The 16,546-nt window shown below is 58.0% G+C and carries 14 protein-coding genes; 13 read left to right on the top strand and 1 reads right to left on the bottom strand.

From position 1 onward, the window contains the following. Positions 1–66 precede the first annotated feature (66 nt). From tar to IM299_RS03555, 11 genes are all read left to right on the top strand, one after another. Complete coding sequence (gene tar / locus IM299_RS03605) at positions 67–1,734, top strand: methyl-accepting chemotaxis protein II (protein ID WP_193357067.1); 1,668 nt, start codon at positions 67–69, stop codon at positions 1,732–1,734. 44 nt (positions 1,735–1,778) lie between these two features. Continuing rightward, the gene (gene tap / locus IM299_RS03600) at positions 1,779–3,380 is read left to right on the top strand and encodes a methyl-accepting chemotaxis protein IV (protein WP_193357066.1); all 1,602 of its coding nucleotides are present in this window, start codon (positions 1,779–1,781) and stop codon (positions 3,378–3,380) included. A 19-nt stretch (positions 3,381–3,399) separates the two neighbouring features. Next, positions 3,400–4,266 (top strand): protein-glutamate O-methyltransferase CheR, encoded by an 867-nt coding sequence (gene cheR / locus IM299_RS03595; RefSeq protein WP_014884342.1) that lies wholly within the window; start codon positions 3,400–3,402, stop codon positions 4,264–4,266. Beyond that, positions 4,263–5,312 (top strand): chemotaxis response regulator protein-glutamate methylesterase, encoded by a 1,050-nt coding sequence (locus IM299_RS03590; protein ID WP_014884341.1) that lies wholly within the window; start codon positions 4,263–4,265, stop codon positions 5,310–5,312. The genes cheR and IM299_RS03590 overlap by 4 nt, the downstream gene beginning before the upstream one ends. Before the next feature lie 17 nt (positions 5,313–5,329). Continuing rightward, on the top strand, positions 5,330–5,719 hold the full coding sequence (cheY, locus tag IM299_RS03585) for a chemotaxis response regulator CheY (protein WP_008500431.1): 390 nt from the start codon (positions 5,330–5,332) through the stop codon (positions 5,717–5,719). A 10-nt stretch (positions 5,720–5,729) separates the two neighbouring features. Further along, the gene (gene cheZ / locus IM299_RS03580; RefSeq protein WP_028013643.1) at positions 5,730–6,374 is read left to right on the top strand and encodes a protein phosphatase CheZ; all 645 of its coding nucleotides are present in this window, start codon (positions 5,730–5,732) and stop codon (positions 6,372–6,374) included. Positions 6,375–6,522: 148 nt separating this feature from the next. Continuing rightward, the gene (gene flhB / locus IM299_RS03575) at positions 6,523–7,671 is read left to right on the top strand and encodes a flagellar biosynthesis protein FlhB (RefSeq protein ID WP_041909432.1); all 1,149 of its coding nucleotides are present in this window, start codon (positions 6,523–6,525) and stop codon (positions 7,669–7,671) included. Then, positions 7,664–9,742: a flagellar biosynthesis protein FlhA gene (gene flhA, locus IM299_RS03570; RefSeq protein WP_193357065.1), complete on the top strand. Its 2,079-nt coding sequence runs from the start codon at positions 7,664–7,666 to the stop codon at positions 9,740–9,742. Before flhB ends, flhA begins: the two co-directional genes overlap by 8 nt. Beyond that, positions 9,739–10,131, top strand: coding sequence for a flagellar protein FlhE (locus IM299_RS03565; RefSeq protein WP_028013640.1), 393 nt, complete (start codon positions 9,739–9,741; stop codon positions 10,129–10,131). Before flhA ends, IM299_RS03565 begins: the two co-directional genes overlap by 4 nt. Positions 10,132–10,394: 263 nt before the next feature. Continuing rightward, positions 10,395–11,978: an MFS transporter gene (locus IM299_RS03560; RefSeq protein WP_048956518.1), complete on the top strand. Its 1,584-nt coding sequence runs from the start codon at positions 10,395–10,397 to the stop codon at positions 11,976–11,978. A gap of 4 nt (positions 11,979–11,982) precedes the next feature. Further along, positions 11,983–13,122 carry a glycoside hydrolase family 105 protein gene (locus IM299_RS03555; protein ID WP_193357109.1) on the top strand — a complete coding sequence of 380 codons (1,140 nt, stop codon included), beginning with the start codon at positions 11,983–11,985 and terminating at the stop codon, positions 13,120–13,122. A 34-nt stretch (positions 13,123–13,156) separates the two neighbouring features. Here the strand turns inward: IM299_RS03555 and argS are convergent, their stop codons facing one another. After that, entirely contained in the window at positions 13,157–14,890 is a 1,734-nt protein-coding gene (gene argS, locus IM299_RS03550) for an arginine--tRNA ligase (protein WP_028013635.1), read from the bottom strand. Between the two features lie 239 nt (positions 14,891–15,129). On the opposite strand from argS, the gene IM299_RS03545 reads away from it, so the two are divergent. Then, positions 15,130–15,690, top strand: coding sequence for a VOC family protein (locus IM299_RS03545; protein WP_047362797.1), 561 nt, complete (start codon positions 15,130–15,132; stop codon positions 15,688–15,690). 78 nt (positions 15,691–15,768) lie between these two features. Beyond that, positions 15,769–16,512 carry a copper homeostasis protein CutC gene (gene cutC / locus IM299_RS03540; RefSeq protein ID WP_048956523.1) on the top strand — a complete coding sequence of 248 codons (744 nt, stop codon included), beginning with the start codon at positions 15,769–15,771 and terminating at the stop codon, positions 16,510–16,512. The last annotated feature ends 34 nt before the right edge of the window (positions 16,513–16,546 follow it).

Here is a 16,546-nt window from a genome sequence, read left to right as displayed (position 1 = left end):
CGCAAATGTAAAGTTCCTGTGGCCTGTGCCGATAACACCGTTAATAAATCTATGAGAAGGTGTTGTATGTTGAACCGTATCCGCGTTGTCACAATGCTAATGATGGTGCTGGTCATTTTCGCACTACTTCAGCTTATCTCCGGCGGGCTTTTTTTCTCGTCGTTAAAACAGAACCAGGACAGTTTCGCCGCCTCGAACGATCTCCGCCTGCAGCAGAGTGAGCTCACGTCGACGTGGGATCTGATGCTGCAAACGCGCATCAACCTGAGCCGCTCGTCCGCGCGCATGATGATGGATCCGAACAATCAGCAGAGCAGCGCGAAAAACGATCTGCTAAAAAATGCCCGGGCCACGCTGGCCGACGCGGCTAAACACTACGCCGCCTTCAGGCAAATCGCACCGCAGCCTGCTATGGCGCAGGTGAGCCAGAACATTGATGAAAAATACAGCGCCTACTATGCCGGGCTGACGGAGCTGATCCAGTTCCTGGAGAGCGGCAACATGGATGCCTACTTCGCACAGCCCACGCAGGGGATGCAAAACGCACTCGGCGCGGCGCTGGGGGAATACGCGAAGGCCAGCGACGATCTGTATCACTCGGCTTTTACTGAAAGCCAGAATGACTACCGCTTTGCGAAATGGCAGATGGCGGTATTGGCCCTGGCGCTGGTCATTGTGCTGTTCGCTGTGTGGTACGGCATTCGCCACATCCTGCTGAACCCTCTCGGCCGCGTGATTGCCCATATTCGCGAGATTGCCTCTGGCGATCTGACCAAAACGCTGACCGTTTCCGGACGTAACGAGATCACCGAGCTGGCCAACAGCGTCGACCACATGCAGCGTTCATTGATCGAGACCGTCGCCAACGTGCGTAACGGATCCGAGGCGATCTATACCGGCACCAGCGAAATCGCGATGGGGAATAACGATCTCTCATCTCGTACCGAGCAGCAGGCGTCGGCGCTGGAAGAGACGGCCGCCAGCATGGAGCAGCTCACCGCAACCGTGAAGCAGAACGCCGATAACGCCCGCCAGGCGTCTCAGCTGGCGGAAAGCGCCTCCGAAACCGCGCAGCGCGGCGGTCGAGTGGTGGATGGCGTGGTGAAAACCATGCACGAAATCGCCGACAGCTCGAAGAAAATCGCCGACATCATCAGCGTCATCGACGGCATTGCCTTCCAGACCAACATCCTCGCGCTCAACGCCGCCGTGGAAGCGGCGCGCGCGGGCGAACAGGGTCGCGGGTTTGCGGTGGTGGCCGGGGAGGTGCGCAACCTTGCCAGCCGCAGCGCCAACGCGGCAAAAGAGATTAAATCCCTGATTGAAGACTCCGTCTCCCGCGTGGATACCGGCTCCGTGCTGGTGGAGAGTGCCGGGGAGACCATGAATGACATCGTGAATGCCGTTACCCGCGTGACGGACATCATGGGTGAAATCGCCTCTGCGTCCGATGAGCAGAGTCGTGGTATCGACCAGGTTGCCCTGGCGGTATCGGAAATGGACCGCGTGACACAGCAAAACGCCGCGCTGGTGCAGGAGTCCGCTGCGGCGGCCGCTGCGCTGGAAGACCAGGCGAGCCGTCTGAAGATGGCCGTCTCGGCGTTTCGTCTCGCTTCACTCGCTGGAAATACGGTCACTGCGCAAGCTACGTACCGCGCGCCAGCCGCCGACACGGCGGTCACCCGCACGCGTGCTGCAACGACCGGACAAGATGAAAACTGGGAAACATTTTGACTGACAATTAAACCGCGGCTGCTTGCCGCTTGATGGGAGCGTGGATGTTAAATCGTATTCGTATCTCGACCACACTGTTTTTGATTCTGATCCTTTGCGGTGTGTTGCAGGTTGGCAGTAACGGGTTGTCTTTTTGGGCGTTTCGCGATGGCTATCAGAATTTGCAGGACGTTGAGGCGAGTAATCAGCAGCGCTCCGCACTGGCACAAACGCGTGCCGTGCTGTTGCAGGCAAGCACTGCGCTGAACAAGGCAGGAACCTTAACCGCGCTCAGCTATCCGCCGGATGACATTAAGGCGCTGATGGCAACGGCGCGCGACAGCCTGAAGCAGGCAGACGCACAATTTAAAGCCTTCACGGCGCAGGCGGCCGACGGCGAGAAAGAGAAAGCGCTGAAGGCGGCCATGAAAAAGAACTTTGAGCAGTGGTACAGCGATCTGGACCACCAGGCGACCTGGCTTGAGAACAACCAGCTTTCGGACTTCATGACCGCTCCGGTCCAGGCGTCTCAGGCGACGTTTGACGGCAGCTTTGACGCATGGCAGCAGGATATCAATCAGTCTGTTCTGCGCGCCGGTGAAGCAAGCCGCACCAGCTATCACATGTCTGGCGTTATCTTTGCCGTCGTTGTGATTCTGGCGGGGCTGCTGACCGGCGGGGCGCTGCTCTGGGCGCGCAGAATGATTGTGCAGCCGCTGGCGATTATCAGCAGCCACTTCGACAGTATTGCGAAGGGAGATCTGGCGCGTCCGGTGGCGGTGTTTGGCAAAAACGAAATTTCGGCGATCTTTTCCAGCCTGAAGGCCATGCAGGGGGCGCTGCGGGAAACGGTATCCGACGTGCGTCAGGGCAGTTACGCCATGCATACGGGGATCTCAGAGATTGCGGCGGGGAATAACGATCTCTCGTCCCGCACCGAGCAGCAGGCGGCGTCGCTGGCGCAGACGGCGGCCAGTATGGAACAGCTGACCGCGACGGTAAGCCAGAACGCCGATAACGCGCGCCAGGCGTCTGACCTGTCAAAACAGGCGGCGCTGACGGCGAAGAGAGGGGGCGATCAGGCCTCTCACGTGGCCAGCACCATGCAGGAGATTGCCGCCAGCTCGCAGAAGATCGGCGACATCATCAGCGTGATTGACGGTATTGCGTTTCAGACCAACATCCTGGCGCTGAACGCCGCCGTGGAAGCGGCGCGCGCCGGCGAGCAGGGACGTGGGTTTGCGGTGGTGGCAGGTGAAGTGCGAAACCTGGCGAGCCGCAGCGCCAACGCGGCGAAAGAGATTAAGTCCCTCATTGAAGAGTCGGTCTCTCGCGTCCAGCAGGGGTCTGCCCTGGTGGATACGGCGGCGCATACCATGCACGAGATCGTCACCTCCGTGACGCGGGTTAACGACATCATGGGCGAAATTGCCTCGGCGTCGGACGAACAGCGTCGCGGGATAGAGCAGGTTGCTCAGGCCGTCAGCCAGATGGATCAGGTGACGCAACAGAATGCCTCGTTAGTTGAGGAAGCGGCAGCGGCAACCGATCAGCTGGCCAGCCAGGCGGATCGTCTCACCGGGCTGGTCGCGGTATTTAATGTGAAAGAGCACGTTGAAGCAGTAACAGAAGTCGGGCGGTCACAGGCCGTGCCAGTTGTATCCTGAATGTAATTAAGAAGGCGCTATGACATCACCAATGCCCCCTGGGCAAACGTCATTATTGTTGCAGATGACACAGCGCCTCGCGCTGTCCGACGCGCATTTTCGTCGGATATGTCAGTTAATCTACCAGCGTGCGGGGATCGTGCTTGCGGATCATAAGCGGGACATGGTCTACAACCGACTGGTGCGGCGCTTGCGTACGCTGGGGCTGGATGATTTTGGCCGCTATCTGAGCATGCTCGAAGCGAACCAGAACAGCGCGGAGTGGCAGGCTTTTATTAACTCACTCACGACCAACCTGACGGCCTTTTTCCGTGAAGCCCACCACTTTCCGGTTCTGGCCGAGCACGCGCGCCGTCGCACCGGGGAGTATCGCGTATGGAGTGCGGCCGCCTCAACGGGTGAAGAGCCGTACTCGCTGGCGATCACCCTTGCCGATACGCTGGGCATGGCGCCGGGACGCTGGAAAGTCTACGCCAGCGATATCGACACCGAGGTGCTGGAGAAGGCGCGTAACGGCGTGTATCGCCAGGACGAGCTGAAAACGCTGTCGCCGCAGCAGCTGCAGCGTTACTTCATGCGCGGTACGGGGCCGCATGAAGGCCTGGTTCGCGTACGCCAGGAGCTGGCGAACTGCGTCGAATTCGCGCCCGTTAACCTGCTCGATAAGCAGTACAACGTGCCGGGGCCTTTCGACGCCATTTTTTGCCGTAACGTCATGATCTATTTTGATAAAACGACGCAACAGGACATTCTGCGTCGGTTTGTTCCGTTGCTCAAGCCTGACGGTTTACTGTTTGCCGGGCATTCGGAAAACTTCAGCAACCTCGCGCGTGAGTTTAGCCTGCGTGGGCAAACGGTATATGCGCTGAGTAAGGAAAAAGCATGAGTAAAATCAGGGTATTGTCTGTCGATGATTCAGCGCTGATGCGTCAGATCATGACTGAAATCATCAATAGCCATAGCGACATGGAGATGGTGGCCACTGCGCCGGATCCGCTGGTAGCGCGGGATTTAATTAAAAAATATAACCCCGACGTGCTAACGCTGGATGTCGAGATGCCGCGCATGGATGGCATTGATTTCCTTGAGAAATTGATGCGCCTGCGTCCCATGCCGGTGGTGATGGTCTCCTCCCTGACCGGGAAAGGATCGGAAATCACTCTGCGCGCGCTGGAGCTGGGGGCGGTGGATTTTGTCACCAAACCGCAGCTCGGCATTCGCGAGGGGATGCTGGCGTACAGCGAGATGATCGCCGAGAAAATTCGCACCGCCTCGCGCGCGAAGCTCGCGGCCCACAAGCCGATGGCCGCGCCGGCAACCCTGAAGGCCGGACCGTTACTCAGCTCGGAAAAACTGCTGGTTATTGGGGCGTCAACCGGAGGAACAGAGGCAATTCGCCATGTACTCCAGCCATTGCCGCTTTCAAGTCCGGGTATTCTGATCACGCAGCATATGCCGCCTGGCTTTACCCGCTCCTTCGCCGAACGTCTGAACAAGCTGTGCCAGATCAGCGTGAAAGAGGCGGAAGACGGCGAGCGCGTGCTGCCGGGACATGCGTATATTGCGCCGGGGGACAAGCATATGGAGCTGGCGCGCAGCGGCGCTAACTATCAAATCAAAATTCATGACGGACCGCCGGTTAACCGGCACCGTCCGTCGGTGGATGTGCTGTTTCATTCGGTGGCGAAACATGCGGGGCGCAACGCCGTTGGGGTGATCCTGACGGGGATGGGCAACGACGGTGCCGCCGGAATGCTTGCAATGCACCAGGCTGGCGCCTGGACGATTGCGCAGAATGAAGCAAGTTGTGTGGTGTTCGGCATGCCGCGCGAGGCCATCAATATGGGTGGCGTGAGCGAAGTGGTCGATCTTAGCCAGGTAAGCCAGCAGATGCTGGCGAAAATCAGTGCCGGACAGGCAATACGTATTTGACTCAGGAGTATTATTTTATGGCGGATAAAGAGCTTAAGTTTTTGGTTGTGGATGACTTTTCCACCATGCGTCGCATTGTGCGCAACCTGCTGAAAGAGCTGGGCTTCAACAACGTTGAAGAAGCAGAAGACGGCGTGGATGCGCTGAACAAACTGCAGGCTGGCGGGTTTGGTTTTGTCATCTCCGACTGGAACATGCCGAATATGGACGGTCTGGAGCTACTTAAAACCATTCGTGCGGACGCGGGCATGGCGTCTATGCCGGTGCTGATGGTCACTGCAGAAGCGAAAAAAGAGAACATCATTGCCGCTGCACAGGCGGGCGCAAGCGGCTACGTGGTGAAGCCATTCACCGCAGCGACCCTGGAAGAGAAGCTCGGTAAGATCTTCGAGAAACTCGGCATGTGAGGTGTTGGTGATGATGCAACCTGCAATGAAACCCGTTGAAGAACACTCGCCGAGCGACATCATCGTCCGCATCGGCAGCCTGACGCGCATGCTGCGTGACAGCCTGCGTGAACTGGGGCTGGATCAGGCCATAGCCGAAGCGGCGGAAGCGATCCCGGACGCCCGCGACCGTCTGGACTACGTTGTGCAGATGACCGCTCAGGCAGCTGAGCGTGCGCTGAACAGCGTTGAAGCCTCACAGCCGCATCAGGATGCGATGGAAAAGGGCGCGAAAGCCCTGACCCAACGCTGGGATGAGTGGTTTGAGAACCCCATCGAGCTGGCGGATGCCCGCGAACTGGTGACTGACACCCGTCAGTTCCTGGGGGATGTGCCGGGCCACACCAGCTTCACCAACGCCCAGCTGCTGGACATCATGATGGCGCAGGATTTCCAGGATCTGACCGGTCAGGTCATCAAGCGCATGATGGATGTGATTCAGGAGATTGAGCGCCAGCTGCTGATGGTGCTGCTGGAGAACATCCCGGAACCGGCTGCCCGTCCAAAACGCGAGAACGAAAGCCTGCTCAATGGCCCACAGCTCGACGCCAGCAAGGCGGGCGTCGTGGCAAGCCAGGATCAGGTGGACGACCTGCTGGACAGCCTCGGCTTCTGATTGTCTATTCCGCCTCAGGGGGGTTACGCCGCCTGAGGCGGTTTACGACAAAATCACCGAAAAGAGCCCGAATAAACGGGCTTTTCCCGCCATTGGATTTCCGCTGCGCTGGCATGATACCCGTGACGTAATGGGCTGAGCATGCACTGTGGCAGAAGAGAACGACGACAAAACGGAAGCCCCCACACCCCACCGACTAGAAAAGGCGCGTGAGGAAGGGCAGATCCCCCGATCCCGAGAATTGACCTCCCTGCTGATCCTGATCGTAGGCGTGTGCATTATCTGGTGGGGCGGGGAGTCGCTCGCCCGCAAGCTGGCGGGGATGCTCTCCACCGGCTTACGTTTTGACCACAGCATGGTCAACGACCCGAATCTGATCCTCAGCCAGATTATTCAGCTGATAAAAGGGGCCATGGTTGCGCTACTGCCCCTGATTACCGGCGTGGTGCTGGTGGCGCTGGTCTCCCCGGTGATGCTGGGCGGGCTGGTCTTTAGCGGAAAATCGCTGCAACCCAAATTTTCAAAACTGAACCCGCTGCCGGGCATTGCGAAAATGTTCTCGGCGCAGACCGGGGCCGAGCTGCTCAAGGCTATTCTCAAATCGGTGCTGATGGGCAGTTCTGCAGGGTTTTTCCTCTGGTACCACTGGCCCGAAATGATGCGCCTTATCAGCGAGTCGCCCCTTACCGCGATGAGCAATGCGCTGAACCTGGTTGGGCTTTGCGCGCTGCTGGTGGTGCTCAGCATTATTCCGATGGTGGGTTTTGACGTTATCTTCCAGCTCTATTCCCACTTCAAGAAACTGCGAATGTCACGTCAGGACATCCGCGACGAATATAAGCAGATGGAAGGTGACCCGCACGTGAAGGGGCGCATCCGGCAGATGCAGCGTGCCGCTGCCCGTCGCCGCATGATGGAAGATGTGCCGAAAGCGGACGTCATCGTTACCAACCCGACGCACTATTCCGTGGCGCTGCGCTATGACGAAAACAAAATGAGCGCGCCGAAAGTGGTGGCAAAAGGGGCGGGGCTGATTGCATTGCGCATCAGGGAAATTGGTACCGAAAATCGCGTGCCGATCCTGGAAGCGCCTCCGCTGGCGCGAGCCCTTTACCGCCACGCGGATATCGGACAACAGATCCCTGGACAGCTCTACGCCGCGGTGGCGGAAGTGCTGGCCTGGGTATGGCAGTTGAAGCGCTGGCGTCTGGCCGGCGGTCAACGGCCTGTCAAACCTGAGAACCTTCCGGTGCCTGCCGCGCTGGATTTTATGAACGAGAAGGACACTGATGGCTAATCTGGTGGCAATGTTGCGCCTGCCCGGCAACCTGAAATCGACCCAATGGCAGATCCTCGCCGGGCCGATCCTCATCCTGTTAATTCTGTCGATGATGGTACTGCCGCTCCCGGCGTTCATCCTCGATCTGCTTTTCACCTTCAATATTGCGCTGTCCATTATGGTGCTGCTGGTGGCGATGTTCACCCAGCGCACGCTGGAGTTCGCCGCGTTCCCGACCATTCTGCTGTTTACCACCTTGCTGCGGCTGGCGCTGAACGTGGCCTCCACGCGTATCATCCTGATGGAGGGCCACACCGGCGCAGCAGCGGCGGGTAAGGTGGTCGAGGCCTTCGGCCATTTCCTGGTGGGCGGGAACTTCGCTATCGGTATCGTGGTGTTCGTTATCCTCGTGATCATCAACTTTATGGTTATCACCAAGGGTGCCGGGCGTATCGCGGAAGTGGGCGCGCGCTTTGTGCTGGACGGGATGCCGGGCAAGCAGATGGCGATCGACGCCGATCTGAACGCCGGGCTTATCGCTGAAGATGAAGCCAAAAAACGCCGTGCGGAAGTGACCCAGGAGGCGGACTTCTACGGCTCCATGGACGGCGCGAGTAAGTTTGTGCGCGGTGATGCCATCGCGGGCATCCTGATCATGGTGATTAACGTGGTCGGCGGCCTGCTGGTGGGGGTACTGCAGCACGGGATGGACATGGGCCATGCGGCGGAAAGCTATACGCTGCTGACCATTGGTGATGGTCTGGTCGCACAGATCCCGGCGCTGGTTATCTCCACGGCGGCGGGCGTTATCGTGACCCGCGTCAGTACCGATCAGGACGTTGGCGAGCAGATGGTGGGCCAGCTCTTCAGTAACCCGCGCGTGATGCTGCTGGCGGCTGCGGTGCTCGGGCTGCTCGGCCTGGTGCCGGGGATGCCAAACCTCGTGTTCCTGCTGTTTACGGCGGGGCTGCTGGGGCTGGCCTGGTGGATGCGTGGTCGTGAGACCAGGCCGGCTGCGGATCCGGTTCCGGTGAAAATGCCGGAGAAAACCCAGGCCGTAGAAGCGACCTGGAACGACGTTCAACTGGAAGATTCCCTGGGAATGGAAGTGGGGTATCGCCTGATCCCGATGGTGGATTTCCAGCAGGATGGCGAGCTGCTCGGCCGCATCCGCAGCATCCGTAAAAAATTCGCCCAGGACATGGGCTTCCTGCCGCCGGTGGTGCATATCAAGGACAATATGGACCTGCCGCCTGCGCGCTATCGTATTCTGATGAAGGGGGTTGAAATTGGCAGCGGCGATGCTTACCCGGGACGCTGGCTGGCGATTAACCCTGGCACTGCAGCTGGCACGCTGCCGGGCGAGCAGACCGTCGATCCGGCCTTTGGCCTGGCGGCAATCTGGATTGAAAGCGCGCTGAAAGAGCAGGCGCAAATTCAGGGTTATACGGTTGTCGAAGCCAGTACCGTGGTGGCAACCCACCTTAATCACCTGATTGGGCAATTCTCGGCCGAGCTGTTTGGCCGTCAGGAAGCGCAGCAGCTTCTCGATCGCGTGACGCAGGAGATGCCGAAGCTGACGGAAGACCTGGTGCCGGGCGTGCTGACGTTAACTACGCTGCACAAGGTGCTGCAAAACCTGCTTGAGGAAAAAGTGCCGATCCGCGATATGCGTACCATCCTGGAAACCCTTGCCGAGCATGCGCCGCTGCAGAGCGATCCGCACGAGCTGACGGCGGTGGTGCGCGTGGCGCTGGGGCGTGCGATCACCCAGCAGTGGTTCCCGGGGACCGGCGAAGTCCAGGTGATTGGACTCGATACGCCGCTTGAACGCCTGCTGCTGCAGGCCCTGCAGGGCGGCGGCGGCCTCGAGCCTGGCCTGGCGGATCGCCTGCTGGAGCAAACTCAGGAGGCGCTGGCGCGTCAGGAGATGCTGGGCGCGCCGCCGGTGCTGCTGGTCAACCACGCGCTGCGTCCGCTGCTGTCGCGCTTCCTGCGCCGCAGCCTGAATCAGCTTGTTGTGCTGTCGAATCTGGAGCTGTCGGATAACCGCCATATCCGTATGACGGCAACGATTGGAGGAAAATAATGAAATGGCTATGGATTTTGCTCTTCCCGCTGGCGGCTCAGGCTGCCGGGGAAGGGACCTGGCAGGCAAGCAGCATGGGCGTGACCCTCAGCAACCGGGGTGTCGCCATGTCTTCTAATCCGCTGTCGCCCTCTGAAACGGTTTCTGGTCAGATGGGGATGGTGGTGTGGAACTATAGGCTCATTGGCCCAACGCCAGCCGGACTGCGGGTGCGCCTCTGCTCACAGACCCGCTGCACGGAAATCGACGGCGAAAATGGCACAACGCAGGCGTTCAACGGCGTGCCGGCCATTGAACCTTTACGTTTTATCTGGGAAGTGCCAGGCGGAGGACGTTTGATCCCGGCGCTGAAGGTGCAGAGCAATTCTGTCATCGTCAACTACCGCTAGCTGCCTGCCTTTGTCACCAGCCATCAGTCAATTCTGATGGCTGTCTCGCAAAATTGACCTCACCTTTTGATGCAACAGAAACGCTGTTTTATAAATTAGTGACACGCGTGACGCGACTCTTTGCATTTTTGCCATTTACCCTGCCCGTGATGGCAGAAACAGAAAGGTATCAGGACGTCGTTGCATTTACTGTAGCCGTGTAAAAACTCCCCGATGAGCCTTACTTGCAGGGAGTCTCCCAAATTTGCTTAGGGTTGACGGCAATGAAAACACGTAAAATTGGACTCGCAAATTATCTTGCTTACGGGGCAGGCGATTTTCTCGGGGCCGGTACGACCGCCCTGACGGCGGCCTGGCTTTTGTATTTTTATACCACCTTCTGTGGACTCACACCGATTGAAGCAACCTTCATCTTTGCCGCTGCGAGGGTGCTGGATGCTGTTGTCAGCCCGTTAATGGGCTTTTTGACGGATAACTTCGGTACGACCTGGCCTGGAAAGCGCTTTGGTCGCCGTAAGTTCTTTATCCTGCTAGGCATTCCGTGCGTGTTCAGCTACTCGTTGATGTGGGTAGGGGACATGAATTTCTGGTACTACCTGCTGACCTATCTGGTGTTTGATATTGTCTACACCATGATTCTGGTGCCTTACGAGACGCTGGTGCCGGAAATGACCGACGACTTCAAACAGAAAACCAAGTTCTCCGGGGCGCGTATTTCTATGGCGCAGATGTCAGCGATTCTGGCCTCCTTCCTGCCGGGGATCCTGCTCACCCACTTCGGTAAAGACAACGCCGTCTCATTCTTTTACGCAAGCCTGGTTTTCTCCGTGCTGTGCGCCCTGATGCTGACCTTTGTCTGGTTCTTTACCTGGGAGCGCCCGCGTGAGGAGTGGTCTGAAGCGGCGCTGCGTGCCGAAGAAGAGAAGAAGAAACTGACGCTGGGGCAAAGCATCAATCGTCTGTTTGTCGAATTAAGCTCTACGCTGCGCATCAAGATTTTCCGCCAGCATCTTGGCATGTACCTCGGCGGCTACATCGCGCAGGACGTATTTAACGCAGTCTTCACCTATTACGTGGTGTTTGTGCTGATGCAGGAAGCGTCAATGGCGTCCAACCTGCTGGGCACGATGGCTATCTTCCAGTTCCTCGCCGTGATCGGGATGATCCCGCTGTGTATTCGCTTCGGACCTGCGCCGTCCTACCGCATGGTGGTGGTGCTGTTTGGCCTGGCGTCTCTCTCTTACGCCATGCTCTATTACGCCGGTCTGAGCGACGTCTACGCTCTGCTGTTGCTGATCTCTGCGGTGGCTGGGCTGGGGCGCGGCGGTATTAACTACGTGCCATGGAATACGTATACCTACATTGCTGACGTGGATGAAGCGATCACCGGCCAGCGCCGGGAAGGGATTTTCGCCGGCATCATGACCCTGACCCGTAAGGCGTCACAGGCCGGTGCGGTGATGCTGGTGGGCATCGTGATGCAAATGTCCGGCTTTGTCAGCGGTCAGAAGGTACAGCCTGCGGAAGTGAGCCACACCATTCTGCTGATCCTGAGCGTGGGCACCATCCTGGTGCTGTTCTGCGGTTTCCTCGTTTCCCTGCGCTTCAGGCTTAATTTGCAGACCCACCGCACGCTGCGCGAGGAGACCGCGAAAATGCGTGAGTGCGGTCATGCGATGCCGGAGTCAGCGACGCCACACGCCCGCGCCACCGTCGAGATGCTGGCCGGTATGCCTTATGAGTCACTGTGGGGCAATAACAACATCGGTTATCTGAATCGCAATAAGCCAGCTGCATCTTCGCTGAAGGATCGCGCGGTACTCAATTCGACATACAACAGAGGTTAAGATGATGAAAGTTTGGCCTGTCAAACATAGTCCGCTATTGCGTCAGCCAGAGCGCTTTATCGCCCGGGACGAGCTGAAATCGCTGATTCAAAAAGTGACGCACAACCTGGTCAATATCCACGATAAAACGGGTGAATTTTTGCTGCGGCTGGACGACGGGCGCGTGATCGACACCAAAGGCTGGGCCGGATGGGAGTGGACGCACGGCGTCGGCCTGTATGGCATCTGGCAGTACTACTGCCAGACCGGTGACGAAGGGATGCGCAACATTATCGACAGCTGGTTTGCCGACCGCTTTGCGGAAGGCGCCACCACCAAAAACGTCAATACGATGTCGCCGTTTCTGACGCTGGCCTATCGCTACGAAGAGAGCAAAAACCCGGCCTGGCTGCCGTGGCTGGAAAGCTGGGCGGAGTGGGCGATGAATGAGATGCCACGCACCGAACATGGGGGCATGCAGCACATCACGTTGGCGGAAGAGAATCATCAGCAGATGTGGGACGACACGCTGATGATGACGGTGCTGCCGCTGGCGAAAATCGGCAGGCTGCTGAATAAGCCGGAGTACGTAGAGGAGGCGATCTATCAGTTCTTGCTCCACGTGCAGAACCTGATGGACCGGGAGACGGGGCTGTGGTTCCACGGCTGGAGCTACGACGGCAATCATAACTTTGCCCGGGCCCGCTGGGCGCGCGGCAACAGCTGGCTGACCATCGTGATCCCGGACTTCCTTGAGCTGGTGGATCTGCCGGAAAACAACGCCGTGCGCCGTTATCTGGTGCAGGTGCTGAAGGCGCAGGTTGCCGCGCTGGCAAAATGTCAGGACGAAAGCGGGTTGTGGCATACGCTGTTGGACGATCCGAACTCGTACCTGGAGGCATCCGCCACGGCAGGGTTTGCCTACGGGATCCTGAAAGCGGTGCGGAAGCGCTATGTTGAGCCTGAATATGCTGACGTTGCTGAAAAAGCGATTCGCGGCATCGTGAAAAATATCTCGCCGGAAGGGGAGTTGCTGCAAACGTCGTTCGGGACGGGAATGGGCAGCGATCTTGAGTTTTATCGCCAGATCCCGCTGACGTCGATGCCGTATGGCCAGTCGATGGCGATTCTCTGTCTGACAGAGTATTTGCGGAAATATTTCTGATAATAAAAAACCCGGCGTTTGCCGGGTTTCTTTTTTACATACGTTCTACGGTTTCGATACCCAGGGTATCCAGACCCAGCTTCAGGGTCTTCGCCGTCAGCTGAGCCAGCTTCAGGCGGCTGTTACGCACCGATTCATTTTCTGCAGACAGAATAGGGCAGTGCTCGTAGAAGCCGGAGAACAGACCCGCCAGATCGTACAGGTAAGCACACATCACGTGCGGCGTGCCGTCACGCGCGACAACCGTCAGCGTCTCTTCGAACTGCAGCAGACGCGCCGCCAGCTGTGCTTCACGATCTTCCGTGATGGTCACTGTCGCATTCGCCAGCACGCTTTCATCAATGTTCGCCTTGCGGAACACGGAGAGCACGCGGGTATAGGCGTACTGCATGTACGGCGCCGTGTTGCCTTCAAACGCCAGCATGTTGTCCCAGTCGAAGATGTAGTCGGTGGTGCGGTTCTTGGAAAGATCCGCGTATTTCACCGCGCCGATACCGACGGCGTTGGCCAGTTTTTCCAGTTCGTCAGCAGGCATGTCCGGGTTCTTCTCTGCCACCAGGCGACGGGCGCGCTCCAGCGCTTCGTCCAGCAGATCGGAAAGCTTCACGGTACCGCCCGCGCGGGTTTTGAACGGCTTGCCGTCTTTACCCAGCATCATGCCGAACATGTGGTGTTCCAGCGGCACGCAGTCCGGCACGTAACCGGCTTTACGCACGATAGTCCACGCCTGCATCAGGTGCTGGTGCTGACGGGAGTCGATGTAATACAGCACGCGGTCCGCATGCAGGGTTTCATAGCGGTATTTCGCACACGCGATGTCCGTGGTGGTGTAGAGATAGCCGCCATCCTTTTTCTGGATAATCACGCCCATCGGTTCGCCTTCCTTGTTTTTGTACTCATCAAGGAACACTACCGTTGCGCCTTCGCTCTCCACCGCCAGGTTTTTGGCTTTCAGGTCCGCCACAATGCCTGGCAGCATCGGGTTATACAGGCTTTCACCCATCACGTCGTCGCGGGTCAGGGTCACGTTCAGACGGTTATAGGTAAGCTGGTTCTGGGACATGGTGATGTCAACCAGCTTGCGCCACATCTCGAGGAAGTATTGATCCCCGCCCTGCAGCTTCACCACGTAGCTGCGGGCGCGCTCGGCAAAGGCTTCGTCTTCGTCATAGTGCTTTTTGGCTTCGCGGTAGAACCCTTCCAGGTCCGCCAGCGCCATTTCACCCGCGTTTTCCTGCTGCTGTTTTTCCAGGTAAGCAATCAGCATGCCGAACTGGGTGCCCCAGTCGCCCACGTGGTTCGCGCGGATCACCTTGTGACCGAGGAACTCAAGGGTGCGTACCGCGGCGTCACCGATGATGGTGGAGCGCAGGTGGCCTACGTGCATCTCCTTCGCCACGTTCGGGGCAGAGTAGTCGACCACCACGGTCTGCGCTTCCGGCTGGGAAACGCCCAGACGGTCAGATTTCAGCGCCGCGTCAACGTGGCTCGCCAGGAACGCAGGCTCAAGGAAAATATTGATAAAGCCCGGACCAGCAATTTCGGTTTTGCTGGCAATGCCGGAGAGATCCAGATGCGTCAGTACCTGCTCAGCGAGCTGTCGCGGCGGCATGCCCAGTTTTTTAGCCACTGCCATCACGCCATTAGCCTGATAGTCGCCAAACTGTACTTTTGCTGACTGACGAACCTGCGGTTCGCAATCCGCAGGTGCGCCTGCGGCAATCAGTGCCTGACTGACTTTTTCGGAGAGAAGAGCCTGAATATTCACCTGGATACCTTACGTTTTTGATGCGGGCTTACAACCGCCCGCGCCAGTTAAAGAATTTAGGGCGGGAGTATACTGCAAATGCCTTCTGGCGTCAGCATTGCGGGGCCCGAAGATTGCTCAGAATCCAGGCTAAGAAAGCGTGCATAACCATGCAGTCATAAAAAGCCGGATTCAGCGGTTGGTCAAAACGGGGCAACGGAGTAAATTAGCGGCTTTGCGACACGAAAAGAGACTGACTTATGGCGAACTGGCAATCCATTGACGAACTGCATGATATCTCCGCAGATTTACCGCGCTTCACAAAGGCGTTCACAGAACTTGCCACCCGTCTTGGTCTGGATATCGTGCCGCTTGCGGCGGATCACATTTCCTTGCGCTGCCACCAGAATGCCACCGCCGAGCGCTGGCGTCGCGGGTTTGAACAGTGTGGCGAGTTGCTTTCTGAGAACATCATCAATGGACGCCCCATTTGTCTGTTCAAACTGCATGAGCCGTTGAACGTGGCGCACTGGCAGTTCACCGTGGTTGAACTGCCGTGGCCGGGCGAGAAACGCTATCCGCACGAAGGCTGGGAGCATATCGAAATCGTCCTGCCGGGTGAGCCGGAAACGTTGAACGCGCGCGCCCTGGCCCTGCTGTCAGACGACGGGTTAAGCAAGCCGGGGATTGTTGTGAAGACGAGTTCACCCAAAGGCGAGCGCGAGCGTCTGCCTAACCCGACGCTGGCCGTGACGGACGGGCAGGTGACCGTGAAATTTCATCCCTGGACCATTGAGCAGATTGTTGCCAGCGAAGCCTGAGAGTTGTGATTCGTCGCTGAGACACGAAACGAGAGGCGTGCCATGATGGCGCGTTAAGCTGATTTTAAGGAGAAGCAGATGGCGCTGCTGGAGATTTGTTGTTACAGCGTGGCGTGTGCCGTAACGGCGCAACAGATGGGAGCTGACCGTATTGAGCTATGCGCCGCCCCGAAAGAAGGGGGGTTAACGCCATCATACGGCGTGTTGAAGTCTGCCCGCCAGGCCGTCACCATCCCGGTCCACCCGATTATTCGGCCTCGCGGCGGCGATTTTTGTTACACGGCGGGCGAGTTCAGTGCCATGCTTGAAGATATCGCCCTTGTTCGCGACCTTGGGTTCCCGGGGCTGGTGATCGGCCTGCTTGATGAGGATGGTCACGTCGATCTGCCGCGGATGCGTAAGGTGATGGACGCCGCGAAAGGAATGGCCGTCACGTTTCATCGTGCGTTTGATATGTGCAAAGATCCCCTGCAAGCATTTGATACGCTTGCCGAACTTGGCGTGGTGCGCGTCCTGACATCGGGACAGCAGTCTTCGGCGGAAAAAGGTCTGCAATTAATTACGGAACTAAAAGCACATTCCGGTGTTCCAATAATAATGGCGGGTGCGGGAGTCCGTGCCAGCAATCTGGAACGGTTTTTAAACGCCGGGGTGGAAGAGCTTCACAGCTCTGCGGGGAAATGGATACCTTCACCCATGCGTTATCGCAATACAGGGCTGTCAATGTCGACGGATGCTGAAGCGGATGAATATTCTCGCTACGGCGTAGAGGGAGAGTCGGTTGCGGAAATGAAGTCGCTGATTGAGCGTCATCACGTGTAGCAACGTACCGATTTTTACCGCGCATCATGTCGCC

Source organism: Enterobacter cloacae complex sp. P47BA, from assembly GCF_014930485.1.
Classification (GTDB): Bacteria; Pseudomonadota; Gammaproteobacteria; order Enterobacterales; family Enterobacteriaceae; genus Enterobacter; species Enterobacter bugandensis.
The sequence above is the reverse complement of the archived record's forward strand: the minus strand, read 5'-3'. Positions and strand labels throughout refer to the sequence as shown.